The sequence below is a fragment of the Aureimonas psammosilenae genome (genome assembly GCF_009176975.1).
Taxonomy (GTDB): Bacteria; Pseudomonadota; Alphaproteobacteria; order Rhizobiales; family Rhizobiaceae; genus Plantimonas; species Plantimonas psammosilenae.
This window is the reverse complement of the sequence record NZ_WEZG01000003.1, coordinates 100668-121692: the sequence shown is the minus strand read 5'-3', so window position 1 is coordinate 121692 and position 21025 is coordinate 100668. Positions and strand designations below refer to the sequence as shown.

Here is a 21025-nt window from a genome sequence, read left to right as displayed (position 1 = left end):
TGGAATGATCCGGAACAAGGCTGAGATATCGGTGGTGCTGATAGCGGGGCCGACCGCCAGCGGCAAGTCGGCCCTCGCGCTCGAGATCGCCGGAGAACTCGGCGGCGTCGTGATCAACGCCGACTCGATGCAGGTCTATCGCGGGCTGGAAATCCTCGGCGCGCAGCCGACGGGGGCCGATCGAATGGCGCTGCCGCATCTTCTTTATGGCCATGTCGACCCGGCCGTGGATTACAGCGTCGGCGCCTGGATGCGCGACGTGGAGCCCGTTCTGGCATCGCTCAGCGCGCAAAAACGTCCCGCCGTGATCGTCGGCGGAACGGGGCTTTATTTCCGGGCGCTTCTCGGCGGCATCGACGCCATGCCGGAGGTTCCGGCGGAAATCCGCGACGCGCTGCGACGACGCATGGCGGAAGAGGGGCCGGAGCGCCTCCACGGCGAACTGGCGCAGATCGATCCCGCCGCCGCAGCCCGCATCCGGCCGACCGATCCGCAGCGAATCGTCCGGGCCCTGGAACTCAACGCGGCGACGGGCCTGCCGCTTGATGCAATCCAGACCGGACGAGGCACGCCTTTGATCCACGCGGAGGAGGCGCTGAAGATCGTTCTTCGTCCGCCGCGCGATGTCTTGCGTGAGCGCATCGCCCGTCGTTTCGATGCCATGATGATGGCGGGCGCGCTTGCCGAGGCGGCGCGGTTCCGGTCCGGCGAGTTCGTTGCCGGTGGAACGGCGGCGAAGGCCATCGGTCTATCCGAACTCGTCGAGCATCTCGATGGGCATATCGCTTTGGATCAGGCTATCGAGCGGGCCGTGACGCGCAGCCGGCAATATGCGAAGCGGCAGGACACGTGGTTCCGCCATCAACTCGATGCGTCATGGCTCGAACCTTCGCATGACGGTTTTCCGTTCCGGGCCAGTTGAAGCGGAACCCGTTCCCGCCGCTCGCGATTTCGTGAGCCGAAGGAGATGCACGGCATGTCGGCAAGCGATTTCGTTCGGGAACACGAACACCGGATCGAAAAGGCGGCGAGGGCGGGATATGTCGCGCGCGGCACCGTTTTCGTGGTGATCGGCTATTTCGCCGCCAAGGCCGCTTACTCCACCGGCCAGACCATGAGTTCGAAGGACGCGATCACCTTCGTCTTCGGCTCGGCCGGCGGTGCGCTTCTGCTGGCGGTTCTCGTTCTGGCGCTGTTCGCCTTCGCCGCATGGCGCGTGTTCCAGGCCTTGAAGGACCCGGATGGGCACGGCACCGACGCCAAGGGATTGGTGGTTCGCGCCGGGCTTCTCGGCAGCGCTGGCTCCTATGGCGCTCTTGCCGTTTTCGCCGGTTTTCTCGCGGCCGGCCTGCATTTCTCGGGCGGGAACGGCGATACGCGCCGAACCGTCGTCGCCTATGCCTATGAGGCCGGCTTCGGTCTTGCGCTCACCTATCTCATCGCTGCCGTTCTGATCGGGGTGGGCGTCGCGCATATCGTGAAGGGCGCGACCGCCGGCTTCATGAAGTATCTGCGCATGCCCGCCGACAAGGAACGGTGGTTGAAGCCGGTCTGCCAGTTCGGTCTCGTGGCGCGGGGCGTGACCTTCCTGATCCTCGCCTGGCTGGTTTTCACGGGAGCCGCGTCCTATCAGGCTGGCGAGGCACCGGGTCTGGAAGCGGCGCTTGACGCGATGTCGGCTTGGCGATGGGGTTGGCTGGCTCTGGCCGTCACGGGCTTCGGGTTGATGGCCTTCGGTGCCTATGCCTTCGTGGAAGCGCGTTACCGCCGCATCGACCTCGATATGGCGACGCGGCGTTGACGGATCGGTTGACGCTCGCGCCGGAGTGGTTTAGCGTCGGTCGAATGAAGAAGAACCTTATTCTCGTAGGAAGGCGCACACGCGAGGCGGTCTAGGGACCGTCCGGCTGATGCCACGTGTGCGCTGAAACCAAGGCCCCTCAGAGGGCCTTTTTTGTTGCCTGAAGTTCAAAAACCAAGACCAGCCGACGTGAAGACCGCCGCAGACGGTCGAACGGCAAAAAGGAAGCGGAACGAGACGATGACTGCCGCAGAACAAAGGATGACGGGCGCCCAGATGGTCGTCCAGGCAATGAAAGACCACGGTGTCGAGCATTTGTTCGGCTACCCCGGCGGCGCCGTTCTTCCGATCTACGACGCCCTGTTCCAGCAGGAGGACGTGAAGCACATCCTCGTTCGGCACGAGCAGGGCGCCGGCCACGCGGCGGAAGGCTATGCGCGCTCCACCGGCAAGCCGGGCGTCATGCTCGTGACCTCCGGCCCCGGCGCCACCAACGCCGTCACGCCCTTGCAGGACGCGCTGATGGATTCCATCCCGCTCGTCTGTATTTCCGGGCAGGTTCCAACGACGCTCATTGGTTCCGACGCGTTCCAGGAATGCGACACGGTCGGCATCACGCGGCCCTGCACCAAGCACAATTGGCTGGTGAAGGACGTTAACGATCTGGCGCGCGTCCTCCATGAGGCCTTCTATGTCGCGACCTCGGGCCGGCCGGGTCCGGTCGTTGTCGACGTTCCCAAAGACATCCAGTTCGCGACCGGCACCTACACGCCGCCCCCGCCGCGCACCGTCCATGAAAGCTATCGGCCGAAGATTTCGGCGGAGATCGAGCGCATTCGCGCGGCAGTCGAGATGCTGGCCGGCGCCAAGCGTCCGGTCATCTACTCGGGCGGCGGCGTCATCAATTCCGGGCCGGAGGCCACGCGCCTCCTGCGCGAACTCGCCGAACTGACGGGCTTTCCGGTGACCTCGACCTTGATGGGCCTCGGCGCTTATCCGGCGTCCGGTTCGGCCTGGCTCGGCATGCTCGGCATGCACGGCACCTATCAGGCGAATCTCGCCATGCATGGCTGCGACGTCATGCTGTGCATCGGCGCGCGTTTCGACGACCGCATCACGGGGCGGCTCGACGCCTTCTCGCCGGGATCGCGCAAGATCCACATCGATATCGATCCGTCCTCCATCAACAAGAACGTCCACGTCGAACTGCCGATCATCGGCGATGTCGCGCATGTCCTCGCCGATATCGTCAAGGTCTGGAAGGAAGAGAAGCGGCAGGCCGATCAGGCTGCGCTAAAGGACTGGTGGACGAGCATCGATAGCTGGCGCGCGCGCAACTGCCTCGCCTACCGGCAGGACGAGAAGGTCATCATGCCGCAATTCGCGGTCCAGCGGCTCTATGAACTGACGAAGAACCGCAAGACCTTCATCACGACGGAAGTCGGCCAGCATCAGATGTGGGCTGCCCAGTTCTACGGCTTCGAGGAGCCCAATCGCTGGATGACGTCGGGCGGTCTCGGCACCATGGGCTACGGCCTGCCGGCGGCGCTCGGCGTGCAGATCGCGCATCCGGACGCGCTGGTCATCGACATCGCGGGCGATGCTTCCGTGCAGATGACGATGCAGGAGATGTCGGCGGCGGTGCAGTACGGCGCGCCGATCAAGATCTTCATCCTGAACAACCAGTACATGGGCATGGTGCGCCAGTGGCAGCAGCTCCTGCACGGCAACCGGTTGTCGCATTCCTATTCGGAAGCCCTGCCGGACTTCGTGAAGATGGCCGAAGCCTTCGGGGGCGTCGGCTTGCGCTGCGAGAAGCCGGGCGATCTCGACGGTGCGATCGAGGAGATGATCGCGGTCGACCGGCCGGTGATCTTCGATTGCTGCGTCGCCAATCTCGCGAACTGCTTCCCGATGATTCCTTCGGGCAAGGCGCATAACGAGATGATGCTGCCCGACGAGGCGACGGACGAGGCGGTCGCCAACGCCATCGACGCCAAGGGCCGCGAACTGGTTTAAGCACTGATAAAAAGGGAGTCGGTCGTCTCGGACCGGCTTCCGCCTCTCGGGCCGTCGCGGCTTCGCCGGCCGACCCGAGATCGAACACCATGCTTCGTCAACGCCATTGCCCCGAGTCCACACCCATGAACCGACCCGTCCAGCCGCCAGCCTCCGCCTACTTCATCGAACCCGAAAGGGAGGCTGCGGAGGCGCGGACCCTGGCGCTGATCGTGGACAACGAGCCGGGCGTCCTCGCACGCGTGATCGGCCTGTTCTCGGGGCGGGGCTACAACATCGAAAGCCTCACCGTTTCTGAAACGGAGCACGAGAAGCATCTGTCGCGGATCACTATCGTGACGCGCGGCACGAGCCACACCATCACGCAGATCAAGAGCCAGCTCGACCGGATCGTGCCCGTTCACCGCGTCGTGGATCTGACGCGCAAGGCGGGCGAGGATGGCGAGACGGGGCCCATCGAGCGGGAACTCGCCATCGTGAAGGTGGCGGGCAGCGGCGACCGGCGCGTCGAAGGCTTGCGTCTCGCGGACGTGTTCCGCGCCAAGGTGGTGGATTCCTCCGTCGACCATTTCGTTTTCGAGATCACCGGCCGGCCGTCGAAGATCGACAAGTTCATCTCGCTGATGAAGCCGCTCGGTCTCGTGGAGGTTTGCCGAACCGGCGTCGCGGCGCTGACGCGCGGTGCCGAGGCGATGTAGTCCTCAACCCCTTTTCTCGTGCCGAAGCCGCTGCGATGCCTTTCGACCTTTTGACGGCGTTGATGCTGTTCGCCTTCGTGTCCTCGGTCACGCCGGGGCCGAACAACATGATGCTCATGACATCCGGCGTGAATTTCGGTTTTCGCCGAACGGTGCCGCATATCCTGGGGATCGAACTCGGCTTCGGGCTTCTTCTGGTGGCGGTGGGGGCGGGGCTCGGCACGCTGATCCACACCGTCCCCGGCCTGTCGCTCGCGATGAAGGTCGTCAGTGCGCTGTATTTGCTTTGGCTCGCCTGGAAGATCGCCTTCGCCAAGGCCGCGAAACCCAATGGCGAAGCCTCCGCGCGACCCATCACCTTCGGGCAGGCGGCGATGTTTCAGGCCGTCAACCCGAAGGCCTGGGCGATGGCGCTTGTCGCCATGGGCAACTACATCAACGATGGTGACCCTTATCTCTCGGTGTTGATCGTGACGATGGCGTTTCTCGTCGTCGGCATCCCGTCCGCCGCTATCTGGACCGTCTTCGGCGTCGGGTTGCGCACCTACCTTTCGGACCCGAAACGGCTTCGCATCTTCAATATCGTGATGGGCCTGCTTCTCGTCGCGTCCCTCTGGCCGCTTCTCGTCTGAGCTAGAGTGTTCTCATTGTGTTCCGTTTGTGTAGATGCTAGCACCGGCTATCTACACGGGAGCGGGCGATGGCTCTTCACATACGGGATGACCGGACGGATAAGCTCGTTCGAGAACTGGCCAACCGGAAGGGCGTCGGCCTGACCGAAGCCGTGCGCGAGGCGGTGGAAAACGAACTCCTGCGCGAACAGCGCAAGATACCTTTGCGCGAACGCCTGAAGCCTCTGCTCGACGAACTGGACGCGGTTCCCCGCACCGGTCTGGTGGCGGACAAGGCGTTTTATGATAGTCTCTACGACGACGAGGACTGATCGTGTTCATCGATGCATCAGCCCTTGTGGCAATTCTAGTTCGCGAACCCGAACGTGAGGACTTTCTCCGGAAAGTGGGAGAAGCCGCTGCACCGGTGACGTCCGCTATCGCCATCTATGAAGCGAGCCACGCGGTAGCGCGGACGATGAAGTTCGATCTGCATCATGCCTGCCGAATCGTGCGTGACTTTCTCTCAGCCGCGGATATCGCCGTTCAGCCCGTTTCGGCCGATATCGGTGCGCTGGCGGTGGAAGCGTCCTCGCGCTACGGCAAGGTTGCGGGCCACCCTGCGCGCCTGAACATGGGCGACTGCTTCTCCTATGCGATGGCCAAACAGGCAGCCGCCGGCCTCCTCTACAAAGGCGACGACTTCGCCAAGACGGATCTGGCCTGAGCATGAAATTCTCCTCCCAACAGGACGACGCCCTGAAGGCCGTGGGCGATTGGCTGCAATCGGATGCGCAGCCGATCTTTCGGCTGTTCGGCTATGCCGGCACGGGCAAGACGACGCTGGCCAAGCATTTCGCGAGCCATGTCGATGGCGCAGTCCAGTTCGCGGCATTCACCGGCAAGGCGGCGCAAGTGCTGCGCTCCAAGGGCGCCAAGAGCGCGCGCACCCTGCATTCCTTGATCTACCGACCTCGCGGCGAGGAAACGGTGGAGGACGAGGAGAAGGGAACGTCGCGCGTTTCGCCGACCTTCTCGCTCAATCGGCAAAGTCCGATCGCCAAGGCCAAGCTGGTGGTGGTCGACGAATGCTCCATGGTCGACGAGCAGCTCGGGCGCGATCTTCTGTCCTTCGGGACGCCGATCCTGGTACTTGGCGATCCCGGCCAGCTTCCCCCCGTATCGGGCGGCGGCTTCTTCACGGAAGCCGAGCCGGATTTCCTTCTTACTGACATTCATCGTCAGGCCCGCGACAATCCGATCGTGGCGCTGGCGCAGAAGGTGAGGGAAGGGGGAGACCTCGACTATGGCGACTTCGGCGCGGCGCGGGTGATCGCCAAGCGGGATGTCGATCGCGATGCCGTTCTGAGGGCCGATCAGGTCTTGGTCGGCACCAATCGCACGAGGCGGCGCTATAATTCGCGACTGCGCGAGTTGAAGGGCTTCGATGGCGTCTTGCCGCGCGCAGGCGACAAGCTCGTCTGCTTAAGGAACGACCCAACGAAATCGCTTTTGAACGGCTCGTTATGGAAGGTGATGACGGCTTCGCCTGAAACATCGAAGCCCGGCGTCAATCTCATCGTGCGGCCGGACGAGGACGATGTCGATCAGGGGGCGGCCAAGATCAAACTCCTGAAGCAGAGCTTCGAGGACCCCGATGCCGAAGTGCCGTGGTCGCTGAAGAAGCGCTTCGACGATTTCGACTACGGCTATGCACTGACCGTCCACAAGGCCCAGGGGTCGCAGTGGAACGACGTAATGCTGTTCGACGAAAGCTGGGCCTTCAAGGAAACGCGCGAGCGCTGGCTCTACACCGCAATCACCCGGGCCGCCGAAACCCTGACCATCGTTCGATAGAACATGCCGCCCGAGAGCAGCGAGCGCTCTCGGGAGAGCGAGAGCCGTTTCTCGAACAAAAAACCGGTCGGACACGGAAGGGAGTTGATCTCCGTCGCAGACCTCATTAGAGGGCTGTACCGTAACGTACGGTACGGGCGTCGTGGATCTGCCAGACCTTCAACAAGACGATAAGCTTCCGACCCTTCGCCAACGCGAGGTTCTCGACGCTGCCTTGTCTTTGCTGGTCGATCCCAAAGCGCAACTCACCATGTCGGCCGTGGCCGACCGGGCAAGCTGCTCCAAGGAAACGCTCTACAAGTGGTTCGGCGGGCGGGACGGTCTTTTGACGGCGACCGTGCAGTGGCAGGCCGCCAAGGTGCGGGCCGTCGCGATTCCGACTGAAGGCTTCGACCGCGAATCGTTCCGGGCGAGCCTCGAGGGCTTCGCCCAGGACTGGCTTGCCACGCTGACGGGAAGCACGTCGGTGGCCTTGAATCGTCTGGCGATCGGCGGTGCCGGCGAGGCCGGGAAGGCGCTCGGCCACATCGTTCTCGAAAACGGACCCCTCGCCATGCGACGCCGTCTCGCGCCGGTTCTTCTGGCCGGTCGCGCGGCGGGCCTCATCGCCTACGACGCGGAAGAGGAGGCCTTCGGCACGTTCTTCGGCCTTGTCGTGCGCGACGTCCAGATCCGGCTGCTTCTCGGCGACAGCGCGCCGATGCCGCCGTCCCAGATCGCCAAAGCCGCCGCCAGTGCGGCGACGCGGTTCCTGCAACTCTACCGGCCGGACGGCTCAGCGTCTTCCGGCCCCCACCAAACCTGAAACGGAAGGAAACGAACATGCGCGTTTATTACGATCGGGACGCCGATCTGAACCTCGTCAAGTCCAAGAAGGTCGCCGTCGTCGGTTATGGCAGCCAGGGCCGCGCCCATGCGCTGAACCTGAAGGATTCGGGCGCCACCAACGTCGTGATCGCGCTTCGCGAAGGTTCGCCGACGGTGAAGAAGGCCGAGGCCGATGGCTTCCAGGTGCTGAGCGTCGCCGAAGCCGCCAAGCAGTCCGATCTTCTGATGATGGCGACGCCCGACGAGCTTCAGGCCGACATCTACAAGAACGAGATCGCCCCCAACATCCGCGACGGTGCGGCCATTGCCTTCGCGCACGGCCTCAACGTCCATTTCGGCCTGATCGAGCCCAAATCGACGCTCGACGTCGTGATGATCGCGCCGAAGGGCCCGGGCCACACCGTGCGCGGCGAATACCAGAAAGGCGGCGGCGTGCCCTGCCTCGTGGCCGTCCATCACAACGCTTCCGGCAACGCGCTGGAACTCGCCTTGTCCTACGCGTGCGGCGTCGGCGGCGGGCGTTCGGGCATCATCGAGACCAACTTCAAGGAAGAATGCGAGACCGATCTGTTCGGCGAGCAGGTCGTGCTTTGCGGCGGTCTGGTCGAGCTGATCCGCGCGGGCTTCGAAACCCTCGTCGAGGCCGGCTACGCCCCTGAGATGGCCTATTTCGAGTGCCTGCACGAGGTGAAGCTCATCGTGGACCTGATCTACGAAGGCGGCATCGCCAACATGAACTACTCGATCTCGAACACCGCCGAATGGGGTGAATACGTGTCGGGTCCGCGCATCATCACGGAAGAAACCAAGGCCGAGATGAAGCGCGTCCTCAAGGACATCCAGACCGGCAAGTTCACGTCCGACTGGATGCAGGAGTATCGTTCCGGCGCCGCCCGCTTCAAGGGCATCCGCCGCGTCAACGACGGCCACCAGATCGAGGAAGTCGGCGCGAAACTCCGCGGCATGATGCCGTGGATCAAGTCGAACGCTCTGGTCGACAAGTCGCGTAACTGATCATTTTCATGTCGTGCCGGCTCTGCATTCGCGGGGCCGGCCGATGATCCGATAACGATTCATTAGGCGCTCGACCTGATACTCGGCTCGTCAAAGTTGACATGAGCTTACGTCGTTGAGTGCCCTGATCCACGAACAACCCAAACCGTTTGCGGACGCCGTCGATGATGCGGAGCGCCGGATCGCGCCTCGCACCAAGGTGCTGAAGCGTGGGCAGGTGGTGTTCAACAACAACTTCTCCACCTTCGACTGCATCGTCCGAAACATATCGGCGACCGGTGCGCTCCTGACACTGGACGACGCCGCCCATCTGCCGAAGGAGTTCGGTTTGAGGATCGGCGACGACCGGACCTTGCGTCCCGCCCGCCTCGTGTATCGTCGGGGCGCTTTGGCCGGCATCCGCTTCCTCGACTATGTGGAGCCGGAGGAGGACCTGAACCTCCCGCCGAGCGCCGAGACCAGCGCCCATCCGGCGGCCGCGCCGTCTTACGCGACTATTTCGAAGATCCATCACGAGACGCTGCCAACTGCTTTGATGCGCAACTTTCGCTGGTTCTGAGACCGCGACCGAGATTTTCGACAGGCCGTCACGGAAAACCGCAAAGACCGAAGGAAGGGGCTGGACAGGCCATCCAGCACCCTCTATACACCGGCCATCCAAACGGCGCGGCGGACAGCCGAAAGCCTTCGGAACGGGTGCATAGCTCAGTTGGTAGAGCAGCTGACTCTTAATCAGCTTGTCCTAGGTTCGATCCCTAGTGCACCCACCAACAATCACAACAACCAAAACGACAGCAAGTAGTTTAGACCGGATTGCATGAGGGTTTATCCCGTCATGATTTGTCTGTCTGCTTGGATAACGTCGCCGTATCGCTCATGTCTTCGTCGGTCGGCTTCGGGCAGGGCGCCGGGTTGCTCCCACCGTATCGTGTACGACCGCTGAGTGATTCGACCGGCTTCTTCGAATGGCGCGAGTTAATCGCCCGGCCAGTTCGATCGAGGGAAGATGAGTGTGCGGGTTTGGGGCGTAGAGTCGTGTCATGCAGCGACTCGGCCCGTCACAGGCTCAGACTGCGCGTCAGAGCCAGCATCGCCGCTTCCTCTTCGATCTCCTCCGCATATCCCAACTTTTCCCGTATCCGGCTGGTTTCCAACACGAGCGATTGGGAAAAATTGAACGGTGGGGGCTCAGCTTTCGAAGCCGGGCGGGGTGGCAGTTTGGCGAGCCTCTCGCCCATCGTCGGGGTATGGCCCTCGCCGACGTTGAAGACTTCATTGGCGGCTTTCGCTGAGGTCGCGGCGAGCACGATCGCGGTCGCGACATTGCCGACATGTCCGTGCGTCCAGCGCCATTCGGGCACTGCCGAAAAACCATAGATCGTCGCCAGATCCGCGTTGTCCTCGGGACCATAGACTTTCGGTAGACGGAGGATCGTCCAATCGACACCGTCCGCGTTGCGCATAACCGCTTCGGCCAGCACCTTGTCGTAGTCGCGGGCGAAAGCGCCGAGCTGCTCTTCCCTATGGCGGTATGCATAAAGGGCGGAGCGCAGCGGGGCGGTCTCAGACAAGGGTAGAGCGTCCGGTGGCGCGACTTCCATCTGGGTCAGTCGTCCGTAGGCGCGATAAACGTCGCAGCTCGAAATCAGAACGAGGCGGCCCGTGCGTCCTTCGAAAGCGTCGACCGCTGCCCTCGTATCGGCTTCGCCCATCGCCACCATATGCACGACCACATCGAAATCCCGTTGCAGCTCACTCGGGAAGGCGGTGATCGGATATTCCGCACGTGGATCGAGCACGTGCTCGATCTCGGGCAGTACAGGATTGCTGCTGGCCCCTCGATGGAAGACAACGACCGCATGACCGGCATCGTGAAGCCTTCTGACGACATGCGCGCCGATGAAGCGCGTGCCGCCGATCACCAGAACCCTCATCGCTCGCCTTTCTCCCCGCGTCAGCGTTCGGCGTGGAGGTGACGCGCGGAGGGTGAAAGGGAAGGGTGGCTTGCTCGTTCGCTCAAGCGCCGAGTGCACTGGTTCGGAGCGAGATGCCCGACAACTGCGGCTTCGAAGACGCGGTCATTGAGCTGCGATGGAAGCGACGGGCGGCTCGTGGAGAAGTGCTCCATTCTCGATTGTGCAGTATCGCCGCCACGCCGACCGGCTCAATCGTTCCATCCTGTCGGACCGGACGGAATCCGAATTTCGCAACTCAAGCGGGTGCGAAGCGGACGGTGTCCTTGCGGCACTCGACCGTCGGCGAATGGCAGGTTCGCGCTTCGAATGGCGAAGGATCAGTTATCCGAGGCCAACGCCGAAAACCGGTCTGGCGAAATCGCCGACCGGCAGAAGGAAACGATCCGGGGCCATGATAATACGGGGACGCCGGATGATACCGGGCGCCCGGAAACGCATTCTGGAATGATCGATTGTAGCTCGGCTGAGATCAGCCGCGAGCCTTCGCCTTCGCCTGCGGGATTAGGCCTTCGCGCTGAGCCTGCTTGCGTGCAGCCTTGCGGGCGCGGCGAACGGCTTCCTGCTTCTCGCGGGCGCGACGCTCGGACGGCTTTTCGTAAGCCTGCCGGGACCGCATCTCACGGAACACACCTTCACGCTGCAGCTTGCGCTTCAAAGCGCGAAGCGCCTGCTCGACGTTATTGTCGCGAACCAGGACCTGCAATGATCTCTTCCTTGAATGGACGGCTTTCGGCCGCTTGTTGTCGTTGGAGGTCGCGACCGGGGATGGTCGCGCTACCTTTATGCTCAGGTCTGCTGTCAGCCGAGGATCTGGAGATTGCCGGCCGAGGTCTTGCCGCTGCGGCGATCGGTGACGAGCTCGTACTCGATCTTCTGACCGTCGTTGAGGCCATCGAGGCCGGCACGCTGAACAGCGGTGATATGCACGAACACGTCGGCACCGCCGCCATCGGGCGTCACGAAACCATAGCCCTTCTGCGCATTGAACCACTTCACGGTTCCGGTTGCCATGGGGACGTCCTTTCTAGAGCATGCAATCTTCAGGGTCCGAAAACTCGGACCGGATATTCGGTCGACTGTGCAGGGAAACGCGATAGCCGAGCCTTGCCACAGCAAGCGCAGGCGGCCTTATGAACGAATTTGGCCGCTTTGCCAAGCGTCCCCGCACGCCATCTTGGGGGATGACGAAGCGCCCAAACTTTCCCACCCGCTTATTCTTCAACCCACCGTTTCGCCACGGCTTTAGAGTGCCTAATAATACCTTCGGGCGGAGGATGGACGAGGGATTTTCGTCGTTCTGCGAGGCGACAAACGCAGTCGATGCCGGCGGCATCGGCGAGGATTGGCAACGAAGCAGACGGCGGAAAGACCCGACCAGCCGACCCCGCGAGGCTTTGTTAGGCGCTCTTAAGGGCTTTGGAAACCCGGCCGCGCTAAGGAAAAGCCTTCGAGTCCGTGGAGGCCTGGATGCGGATCGCCATTGTCGGCTGCGGGTTCGTCGCCGACTACTACATGACGACGCTCGTCAACCACGCGAACCTCGTTCTGGTCGGCGTTTTCGACCGCAGCGAGGAAAGGGCGCGCGTCTTTTGCGAGTTTCATCGGGTGCCTCGCTTCGCCAGCCTCGATGAACTCCTGGCCGTGCCCGATCTGGACATGGTTCTGAACCTCACCAATCCGGCCAGTCACTACGTCGTCAGCAAGGCGGCGCTGGAAGCCGGCAAGCACGTGTGGTCGGAAAAGCCGCTCGCGCTGGATTTGGGCGACGCGGAAGATTTGGTAGCAACCGCCCGGCAGCGCGGATTGCGGATCGCCAGCGCTCCCGCGACGGTTCTCGGCGACAGCGCGATGGCGATGCGCCGGGCAATCGGCGAAGGCGCGATCGGCCGCGTGCGCCTCGCCTATGCCGAGATGGAAGACTCCATGGTGTTCCGCGAGGATCACCGCAAATGGCGCAGCCGCTCGGGAGCGCCTTGGCCGGCGGAGGACGAGTTCGCCACCGGCTCGACGCTGGAACATGCCGGCTATTATCTGACGTGGCTCTGCGGTTTTTTCGGTCCGGTAGAAGAGATGACGGCCTTCGCCGCCCGCTTGTTCGACGAGAAAAATACCGGGCAGGCACCGAGTGAGCTGGCGAACGATTTTTCCGTTACCTGCCTTCGATTTCGCTCCGGCGCGGTGGCGCGTCTGACATGCGGGCTGGCAGCTCCCGTTGATCGTTCCCTGCACGTTATCGGCGACGAAGGTATCCTGTCGATCTCCGACGGTTGGAACAACCGCTCTCCCGTTTTCCTGCGCGATAAGCACGGTCACGCCACGAGCCGTCTGCCAAAGCTCGGCAAGGTGCTGGCCGTCACTGAGCGCCATCTGCCGTTCCGGCAGTGGATGGGGCGGCGTCTCGCCTTGCCGAAGCAAAAGGCGGAAACGCCACCTTACGCCTCGCGGATCGACTTCATGCGGGGGCCTGGCGCAATGGCGGAGGCCATTTCAGATGGCAGGCCGCCGCTCATCGACGCCGACTTCTCGCTCCACGTCACCGAGTTGTCGCTGGTCGCCCAGAATGCCGATCACTACGCGATGCCCTATCGACCGCGCTCGACCTTCACCCATTCAGCTTCGGTGTGACACGAGACTCTCGACCCGCTCGACGATCCGCATCACCTCGACGCTTTCGGTGAGCGGCATCAGCGGGCTTTCGCGAAGGCCGGCCCGCAGGCAGTCGGTGAAATGGTCCGCTTCGTAATGAAGTCCGTTGCCGCGATAAAGCAGCGGTCGCACGGCGACGCGGAGCGGGCGGACCAGCGACCGAGCGGCATCGCGCCAAGGCAGGCGCGGATGCGGCGCGAGATTGCCCTCCGTCATCGGCGCATGGATCGCTTTCGTCGGGCGGAGGGTGAGGGCGGACGGGGCGAAAAGCGGCGCGTCAGTCGAAAGGACGCCCTTCGTGCCGACGACGGTCGCGCTGTTGCCGCCTTCGGCATCGAATCCGCAATTGAGGATCGCGAGCGCGTTCTCGTAGCGAAGGGTGATCGCGACCTGTCGGCCGTCTGCGGTCGCGGAAGCCGAAACCGATTCGGGCGTGCCGAGAAGATTTACGGCGAGAGACAATGGGTAGACACCGAGGTCGGCGATGACGGGCGCAAGAGGTTTCGGGTTGATGAAGGAGATGCCGGCCTCCACGCGGCGGATTGCGCCGATTTCGCCTTTCTCGACGCGCGTGCGAAGCGCCCGGATCGCCGGGATGAAGCGCATCCACATGGCTTCCATGGCTAGAATGCCGGCACCGCGCGCGGCGTCAGTGATCCGTTCCGCCTCAGCGGCGGACGTTGCGAAAGGCTTCTCCACCAGAACCGGCTTGCCCGCCGCGATAGAGCGCATGGCGTGTTCGCAGTGCAGTTCGTTGCGCCCGGCGACATAGACCGCCTGCACATCCGCACGCGCCAGGATATTATCGAGATCGCCATGCGCCACTTGCGGACCGATGGCGGCGGCGAAGCGTCGGCCTCGCTCAGTGTCGGCGGAAGCGACGGCGACGACATGGCCTTTTTTCGAATGGCGCAGATCTTCGGCGAAGCGGCGGGCAATGTTGCCGGTGCCGGCGATCGCCCAACCTGTTCTGTCATCGACCATTCGGGGGCCTTCGGAGAGCGGGACGGTTCATCAGCTTGTCGACGAAGCCGCTTGGCCAGGCAACAGCGGTTCCGCGATCATCCCCGCGCTTCCTGCCGGCGCATCGGCATGGCGTCGACCGTGGAGAACAGTTCTTTCGCCTGGATGGGCTCTTTCGCGCGCATCTTTACCCCGCCATCCTTCCCGACGAGAAGGACTTCGAAGCCGGCATCGGCGGCAATGCCGTAGGCTTTGCGTGCACCGGCCGCGTCCAATGAGCCTTGTCCGGGCACCATCAGCTTCCCGTCGCGGGGAATGGTGACCACCAGAAGGTCTCGCGCCGCGAGTTCCTTTTCCGGCAGCAGTCGGCGCTGTTCGGCTTCTTGCGCACCATCGGTCTCCCCGAAGATCAAGAGCAGGCGCTTCTCCCAGCGCAAGGAGTCGAACGGATTCGCGGCAGCGGGGGCCGCGAAAACGGCCGCAATGATGGCGGTGGCGAGCAGAAGCTTCATGCCGGTTCCTCCACGGCGCATACGTTGCCCGGATAACGGGCCCCATCCGGCGTAGTTGCGAGTGCGGTTCGCGTGATCGCATCGAATTGTTCGGATCAATGTAAGGGCTGCATAACCGTGATCCGACAAGCCGCCGACGGGAAGCTGCGCCGCGGCCCGATTTCAACCTTCGTGAAACGCATTTCCTCCAGCTTCCGTCGCGGCGCCGGGCCTTTTCGGCGTGAGCAAACGAGCCGGAGGAAGAGTTCCGATGGATGTCCGCCTTCCGCAGAAAGAGCGACCGATCTATGCCGACCTGGACGGCACGCTGATCAAGTCGGATCTGTTGTGGGAATCCCTGTTTCTTCTGGCGCGCCAAGCCCCGGGAAGCCTTTGGCGCGTTCCGCTGTGGGCCGCTGAGGGAAAGGCGAAGCTGAAGGCGGAGCTTGCCCGCCGCGTCGAGTTCGATCCGGCTCTTCTGCCTTATCGCGAGGAAGTGGTGCGGGAACTCGCCCACGCGCAGGCCATGGGCCGGCGGACGGTGCTCGCCACCGGCGCCAACGAGACGCTCGCGCAGGCCGTCGCTGATCATCTGGGCGTCTTCGACGCCGTCATGGCCAGTTGCGACGAGGTGAACCTGACGAGTAAGGCGAAGCTCGAACGCATCATCGCCGCCAACGACGTCCATGGCTTCGATTATATCGGCAACAGCCGCGAGGACATCTGCCTTCTGGAAGCGGCGGCGGAAGCGACCGTCGTGTCTCCCGACAACAGCGCACGGCGTTGGCAGAAGGCGAGCGGCGCGCATCTCGTTCCGGGCGACGACATCCTCGACCGCGCCCGCGGCTGCCTGAAGGCGATGCGTCCCCACCAATGGACCAAGAACGTCTTGGTTTTCGTGCCCTTGGCGCTTCAGCACGAATATGGCGACCTGTCCGCGATCCTCGTCGCGATGGCGGCTTTCGCGGCCTTCTCCTTTGCGGCGTCGGCGGTCTACATCCTCAACGATCTTCTGGATCTTTCCTCCGACCGTCGCCATCGCACCAAGCGCAAGCGCCCCTTCGCCAGCGGCGCGGTGCCGATCCCGACTGGGCTTGCGCTCGCGCTCGCGCTCCTTGTTCTGTCGGCCGGCATCGCGATGGCGCTGTCACCCGGATTTCAACTCGTCCTCGGCGTTTATCTCGCGTTGACGACGCTGTATTCCTTCTGGCTGAAGCGGATGCTCTTCGTCGACGTCTTGGCGCTGGCCGCCCTTTATACGATCCGGGCGGTTGCCGGCGGGCTCGCCACGCAGATCGAGCTTTCCTTCTGGCTCATGGCCTTTTCGGGCTTCTTCTTTCTGTCGCTGGCCCTGGTGAAGCGTTTCACGGAACTTCAGGACTCCGGTGCACCGGCCGATGGCAAGATCAGCGGCCGGGGTTATCTCGGGGCGGACATCGAAACGATCGGGCAGGCCGGCATGGCGTCGGGCTTCGCCTCCGTTCTGGTGCTGGCGCTCTACGTCGACTCGCCGCAGGTGCGGGCGATGAACGAGATGCCCTGGCTGCTCTGGTTCCTGTGCCCGCTGGTTCTCTACATCGTGGTGCGCATCTGGATCTTGGCGCGTCGCAGCCAGATGCACGAGGACCCGGTCGTGTTTCTGCTGCGCGACTGGCGCTCGCAGATGATGATCGCGGCCGGCGCGCTGGTTTTCGTCGGCGCGGCCTATGTCTGATCGCGGCTATCCAAGCTGGGGCCGTCCGGCGCGATCGGACCGCCAAGCCGTCGGCCTGTCCGGTTTCGACTTCGCGCAAGCTGGCACAGCGACGGTGCTGCCGCGGGGCAACGGCCGGTCCTACGGCGATACCTGCCTGAACGACGGCGGGCTGCTTCTGGATATGCGCGGCGAAGCTGAGATCTACGCCTTCGATCCGACCACCGGCATTCTGGAAGCCGATGCCGGCGTGACGCTCGATCGGATCACGCGTCTTGTCGCCCCGAGCGGCTGGTTCCTCCCCGTGACGCCCGGAACGCAGTTCGTGACGCTTGGCGGCGCCATCGCCAACGACGTTCACGGCAAGAACCATCACCGGCGCGGCACCTTCGGGCGATGGGTCGAAAGCCTCGTTCTCCACCGTTCCGATCGCGAACCGCTGGAATGCGATCACGCGAACCATTCCGAACTTTTCGCCGCGACGATCGGGGGGCTCGGTCTCACCGGCGCTATCCGGCGTGCACGCATTCGGCTCCTTCGCGTGCCATCGCTGACGATCCGCCAGACCGTGACGCGGTTCGAGCGACTGGCCGACTATTTCGCTCTGGCGGAGGAAGCCGACGCGGCCCACGAATATGCCGTCGCCTGGATCGACTCCTTCGCCAAGGGGCGCGGCCATCTGATCGCGGGCGACCACGCCGAGAAGGGAGCACGCGACGGCATCGCCCGTCCGCCATTGGGGCGCATACCGCTGACACCGCCGATCAGCCCGCTCGCCGGGCTGCCGCTACGTTTGTTCAACGAAGCCTATTTCCGCAAGAGCCCGCTCGGCACCACCATAAGCGAGGTTCCTTTCGACGCCTTCTTCTACCCGCTCGACCGGATCGGCGAATGGAACCGGCTGTACGGTCCGCGGGGCCTCCATCAGCATCAAAGCGTCCTGCCGTTCGGCACCGCGGAAGAGGGGGTGCGCGAACTCCTCGCCTGCGCATCCTCGCACCGTCAGGGCTCGTTCCTGACCGTTCTGAAGCGCTTCGGCGATCCGCCGAGCCCCGGCCTCATGAGCTTCCCGACAGCCGGTTACACGCTGACGCTCGATTTTCCCGATCGCGGAGAGCGCACCCTTCGGCTTCTGACTGCGCTCGACGCGATCACCGTTTCGGCCGGCGGCAGGGTGAATCCCTACAAGGACGCCCGCATGTCGCCCGAAACCTTCGCGGCGTCCTTTCCGCAATGGCGACGGCTGGAGGCCCTGCGCGATCCGGCGATCATGTCCGATTTCTGGCGGCGAACCGCGATACGCCTTCCGGGCTCGGAGAAGCCGGAGAGGGACGACGCACAACCAGAAGCGTTTACCCTCTTTCGATCTGCCGCCGAATAGAGCCGCTTCGAAGCCGCCCTTTAACCTCGCAGCCACCGCGACCCGCTACCTCAGAGAACAGCATCGCTGCCCTTCCGAATGGGATCGACACGAGCATGACGAAATACATACCCTTCATTCTTTTCACCGTGCTGACCAATGCCGCCGCCCAGCTCATGCTGAAGCACGGGATGATGCAGCTTTCGCCGATCAGTTTCACGGGCGCCAACCCGATCCTGAAAATCCTGTCGATCGTCTTCAGCCCGTTCGTATTTCTCGGCCTCCTGACCTTCGTCATCTCCATGGCCTCGCATCTCTTCGTTTTGTCGAAGGTCGAGCTTTCCTACGCCTATCCCTTTCTTTCGCTGGCCTATGTCGTCGTGGCCGTCGCGACCTTCTTTCTCTTCGGTGAGGACATGAACGCCTCGCGGATCGCCGGCATCGCGCTGATCTGCCTCGGCACCGTGTTCATCGCCGGGGGCGGATCGAAGATCAGCGAGCACGGCACCGAATTGGCCGCTTCCCAGACTCATGTGACCGAGGTGACCCGATGAAGCATATCCTTTTCGGCGGCGACGGCTTCGTTGGCCGGCATCTCGCGGCCAAGCTCGCGGCGGACGGCGAAGAGGTTCTCGTCGCCGATATCGCAAAGTCCGATCTGCCCCATTACGGCCGCGTCGCGCATCGACATGTCGACGTGACGGATGCCGAAGCGGTTGGCGGCGTGCCGATCGCACCGGACGACATGGTGTATAACCTGTCGGCCAAGATGCTGTCGCCGCTTCAGGTGCGCGCCAAGCGGCACGACTTCTTCTATCCCGTGAACTACGAGGGCACGAAGCACATCATCGCCGCCATGGACCGGGCGGGCGCGGGCAAGCTCGTCCATTTCACCACGGACATGATCTACGGCCATACGGTGACGACACCGATGACGGAGGACCATCCCGTCGCGCCGCTCGGCGAATACGGCATGTCGAAACTGGAAACGGAGGAACTCGCCCATCGCTGGCGCGAGCGTGGGATGCGGATCTCGCTGTTCCGCCCCCGGCTCATCATCGGCCCCGGCCGGCTCGGCATCCTTGAAAAGTTGTTCAAGCTGATCGACGCGAACCTTCCCGTTCCGATGATCGGTTCGGGCCGCAATCCCTATCAGTTCATTTCCGTCTTCGACTGCGCCGAAGCCGCGCGGCTGGCTTGGAAGGCGGGCGTGCCGAACGAGGCCTATAATCTCGGCTCGCTGAACCCGCCGCCCGTGAAGAAGCTCCTCGGCGACCTCGTCCGGCACGCCGGATCGCGCTCGATCCTTCTGCCGACGCCGGGCTGGGCCGTAAAGCGTACGCTCGATTTCCTCGACTTCCTCAACATGCCGCTCATGGACCCCGAGCAGTATCTGATCGCCGACGAGGAGTGCGTTCTCGATGTCGGCAAGGGTCGGCGCGAACTCGGTTGGGTGCCGCGACATCGCGACGAGGACATGCTGATCGCGGCCTATGCCGAATATCGCGCCAAGAAGGCGGGAGGCGTCGGCGCCCCCTCCGTCACCGTTCCGGCCGAGTAAGGAGTTCCGTCATGCTCGATCGTCCCATTGCCCCGCCGCACGCCGTCGCTGAAGCGCCGTTTCGCCATGGCCCGCCCAAGCCCGCGCTTCTGACCGTAGAGGACGCCAAGGCGCTCGATCTGCGCACCATGGCGGACCTCTTCAAGGAACACGTCAATCCCGGCCAGTTCCACTTCATGAAGCTCCTCGGCTTCCATAAGGTGAAGGTCGAGCGCGCCGAGGGCATGTACTATGTCGACCAGAACGGCCGCAGGATTCTCGATTTCTTCGGCGGCTTCGGCTCGCTCGCCTTCGGCCACAACCATCCGCGCATCCTGAAGGCGCGCAAGACTTTCCAGGACGAGAACCGGCACGAGATCGCCATCGCCTTCCTGTCGCAATACGCGGCGGCGCTTGCCAAGAATCTGGCGACGATCAGCCCCGGCGATCTCGACATGGTGTTTCTCGGCTCCTCCGGCTCGGAAGCCATGGAGGCCGCGATCAAGGTGGCCGAGCGCGCATCCGGCCGAAAGAACTGCAAGATCGTCCATGCCGAGAATTCCTTCCACGGCAAGACGAAAGGCGTTCTTTCGATCACCGATTCAACCCTTTATCAGGGCGAGTTCAAGCTGGTCGAGAACCGCTACAAGGTTCCCTTCGGCGATCTCGAGGCGTTGACGCGCTGCGTGGAAAGCGATCCCGAAATCGGCGTCGTTGTTCTGGAAACGGTGCAGGGCGGCGGCGGCATCGTCGAGGCTTCCACCGATTACTGGCGTGGCGTTCGCGCGCTCTGCGACAAGCACAAAGTGCTGTGGGTCGCCGACGAAGTGCAGTGCGGCTATGGCCGGACGGGCACCTTCTACGCCTTCGAGCGCCACGGCGTCGTGCCGGATGTGACGGCGCTCGCCAAATCGCTTGGCGGCGGCAAGGCGGCGATCGGCGCCATGATCGCCCGGCGCGAGGTCTACATGAAGGCCTATGGCACGCCGAAGACGGCGATGATCCACGCCCACGCCACTTTCGGCGGCATCGGCGAGGCCTCCATCACCGCCATCGAAGCCTTGAACACGCTCTACGACGAGGACCTGATCGGCAATTCCGAGATCGTCGGCTCCTATCTGATCGAGCGGTTGAACGACCTGAAGGCGAAGTATCCGCAGATCATCAAGGAAGTGCGCGGGCGCGGCCTGATGGTGGGTCTCGAGTTCCACGACTTCTCGCGCACGCTGCCGCTGGCGCTGCGTCCGATGGTGGCGCTCCTAGACGACAAGCTGAAGGGCTCGCTGTCAGGCTTCGTCGGTGCGCTCATGCTGCGCGATTACGACTGCCTCGTCGCCTTCACCGAATACAATCGCAACGTGATCCGGCTGGAGCCGCCGCTGATCTGCACGGAAGAGCATGTCGATACGTTCTGCGACGCGCTAGACGATCTTCTGGGGCGTGGCATCGTCGGGATCGTGAAGGACTTCATCAAGACCCAGATCGGCTGAGCATCGCTTTCACCGAAGGGTTTGAAGGGCCGGACGGC

General features: G+C 63.4%; 22 protein-coding genes and 1 tRNA gene. 18 read left to right on the top strand and 5 right to left on the bottom strand.

Annotated features, from left to right (window positions below):
- Positions 1-4 precede the first annotated feature (4 nt).
- From miaA to F9929_RS07250, 12 genes are all read left to right on the top strand, one after another.
- On the top strand, positions 5-922 hold the full coding sequence (gene miaA, locus F9929_RS07305; protein ID WP_152045903.1) for a tRNA (adenosine(37)-N6)-dimethylallyltransferase MiaA: 918 nt from the start codon (positions 5-7) through the stop codon (positions 920-922).
- A gap of 54 nt (positions 923-976) precedes the next feature.
- A complete protein-coding gene (locus F9929_RS07300) occupies positions 977-1801 on the top strand; it encodes a DUF1206 domain-containing protein (protein ID WP_193227648.1) in 825 nt (274 codons plus the stop codon).
- A 261-nt stretch (positions 1802-2062) separates the two neighbouring features.
- Positions 2063-3820, top strand: a complete 1758-nt coding sequence (locus tag F9929_RS07295; protein ID WP_235919127.1) for an acetolactate synthase 3 large subunit — start codon at positions 2063-2065, stop codon at positions 3818-3820.
- A 125-nt stretch (positions 3821-3945) separates the two neighbouring features.
- Positions 3946-4518 (top strand): acetolactate synthase small subunit, encoded by a 573-nt coding sequence (ilvN, locus tag F9929_RS07290; RefSeq protein ID WP_152045900.1) that lies wholly within the window; start codon positions 3946-3948, stop codon positions 4516-4518.
- Between the two features lie 35 nt (positions 4519-4553).
- Positions 4554-5150, top strand: a complete 597-nt coding sequence (locus F9929_RS07285) for a LysE family translocator (RefSeq protein WP_152045899.1) — start codon at positions 4554-4556, stop codon at positions 5148-5150.
- Between the two features lie 68 nt (positions 5151-5218).
- Positions 5219-5461 carry a type II toxin-antitoxin system VapB family antitoxin gene (locus F9929_RS07280; RefSeq protein ID WP_152045898.1) on the top strand — a complete coding sequence of 81 codons (243 nt, stop codon included), beginning with the start codon at positions 5219-5221 and terminating at the stop codon, positions 5459-5461.
- A gap of 2 nt (positions 5462-5463) precedes the next feature.
- Positions 5464-5856 (top strand): type II toxin-antitoxin system VapC family toxin, encoded by a 393-nt coding sequence (locus F9929_RS07275; RefSeq protein ID WP_152045897.1) that lies wholly within the window; start codon positions 5464-5466, stop codon positions 5854-5856.
- 2 nt (positions 5857-5858) lie between these two features.
- A complete protein-coding gene (locus F9929_RS07270; RefSeq protein WP_152045896.1) occupies positions 5859-6986 on the top strand; it encodes an ATP-dependent DNA helicase in 1128 nt (375 codons plus the stop codon).
- Between the two features lie 214 nt (positions 6987-7200).
- Positions 7201-7791 carry a TetR/AcrR family transcriptional regulator gene (locus F9929_RS07265; RefSeq protein ID WP_407922213.1) on the top strand — a complete coding sequence of 197 codons (591 nt, stop codon included), beginning with the start codon at positions 7201-7203 and terminating at the stop codon, positions 7789-7791.
- A gap of 17 nt (positions 7792-7808) precedes the next feature.
- Entirely contained in the window at positions 7809-8828 is a 1020-nt protein-coding gene (gene ilvC / locus F9929_RS07260; RefSeq protein ID WP_152045895.1) for a ketol-acid reductoisomerase, read from the top strand.
- Between the two features lie 115 nt (positions 8829-8943).
- Positions 8944-9387, top strand: coding sequence for a PilZ domain-containing protein (locus tag F9929_RS07255; protein WP_152045894.1), 444 nt, complete (start codon positions 8944-8946; stop codon positions 9385-9387).
- Positions 9388-9522: 135 nt separating this feature from the next.
- Positions 9523-9598, top strand: a tRNA-Lys gene (locus tag F9929_RS07250).
- A gap of 288 nt (positions 9599-9886) precedes the next feature.
- On the opposite strand, the gene F9929_RS07245 is transcribed toward F9929_RS07250, so the two are convergent.
- From F9929_RS07245 to F9929_RS07235, 3 genes are all read right to left on the bottom strand, one after another.
- Positions 9887-10750 carry an NAD-dependent epimerase/dehydratase family protein gene (locus tag F9929_RS07245; protein ID WP_193227646.1) on the bottom strand — a complete coding sequence of 288 codons (864 nt, stop codon included), beginning with the start codon at positions 10748-10750 and terminating at the stop codon, positions 9887-9889.
- Positions 10751-11273: 523 nt separating this feature from the next.
- Positions 11274-11507 (bottom strand): 30S ribosomal protein S21, encoded by a 234-nt coding sequence (gene rpsU, locus F9929_RS07240; RefSeq protein WP_152045892.1) that lies wholly within the window; start codon positions 11505-11507, stop codon positions 11274-11276.
- A gap of 95 nt (positions 11508-11602) precedes the next feature.
- Positions 11603-11815 carry a cold-shock protein gene (locus F9929_RS07235; RefSeq protein ID WP_152045891.1) on the bottom strand — a complete coding sequence of 71 codons (213 nt, stop codon included), beginning with the start codon at positions 11813-11815 and terminating at the stop codon, positions 11603-11605.
- A gap of 456 nt (positions 11816-12271) precedes the next feature.
- Between F9929_RS07235 and F9929_RS07230 the strand changes: the two genes are divergently transcribed.
- Positions 12272-13429 (top strand): Gfo/Idh/MocA family protein, encoded by a 1158-nt coding sequence (locus F9929_RS07230; protein WP_152045890.1) that lies wholly within the window; start codon positions 12272-12274, stop codon positions 13427-13429.
- Here the strand turns inward: F9929_RS07230 and F9929_RS07225 are convergent.
- Positions 13415-14434, bottom strand: a complete 1020-nt coding sequence (locus F9929_RS07225) for a Gfo/Idh/MocA family protein (protein ID WP_152045889.1) — start codon at positions 14432-14434, stop codon at positions 13415-13417. The two genes, F9929_RS07230 and F9929_RS07225, sit on opposite strands and share 15 nt — an antisense overlap.
- Before the next feature lie 77 nt (positions 14435-14511).
- Entirely contained in the window at positions 14512-14925 is a 414-nt protein-coding gene (locus tag F9929_RS07220; protein ID WP_193227645.1) for a DUF4174 domain-containing protein, read from the bottom strand.
- Between the two features lie 250 nt (positions 14926-15175).
- Between F9929_RS07220 and F9929_RS07215 the strand changes: the two genes are divergently transcribed.
- The 5 genes from F9929_RS07215 to F9929_RS07195 all read left to right on the top strand — a co-directional run bounded on the left by F9929_RS07215 (position 15176) and on the right by F9929_RS07195 (position 20987).
- On the top strand, positions 15176-16618 hold the full coding sequence (locus F9929_RS07215; RefSeq protein ID WP_152045887.1) for a UbiA family prenyltransferase: 1443 nt from the start codon (positions 15176-15178) through the stop codon (positions 16616-16618).
- A complete protein-coding gene (locus tag F9929_RS07210; RefSeq protein ID WP_152045886.1) occupies positions 16611-17978 on the top strand; it encodes an FAD-binding oxidoreductase in 1368 nt (455 codons plus the stop codon). The genes F9929_RS07215 and F9929_RS07210 overlap by 8 nt, the downstream gene beginning before the upstream one ends.
- Before the next feature lie 95 nt (positions 17979-18073).
- Entirely contained in the window at positions 18074-18511 is a 438-nt protein-coding gene (locus tag F9929_RS07205) for an EamA family transporter (protein WP_152045885.1), read from the top strand.
- Complete coding sequence (locus tag F9929_RS07200; protein WP_152045884.1) at positions 18508-19518, top strand: NAD-dependent epimerase/dehydratase family protein; 1011 nt, start codon at positions 18508-18510, stop codon at positions 19516-19518. Before F9929_RS07205 ends, F9929_RS07200 begins: the two co-directional genes overlap by 4 nt.
- Before the next feature lie 11 nt (positions 19519-19529).
- Positions 19530-20987 (top strand): aspartate aminotransferase family protein, encoded by a 1458-nt coding sequence (locus tag F9929_RS07195; RefSeq protein WP_152045883.1) that lies wholly within the window; start codon positions 19530-19532, stop codon positions 20985-20987.
- Positions 20988-21025: the final 38 nt, after the last annotated feature.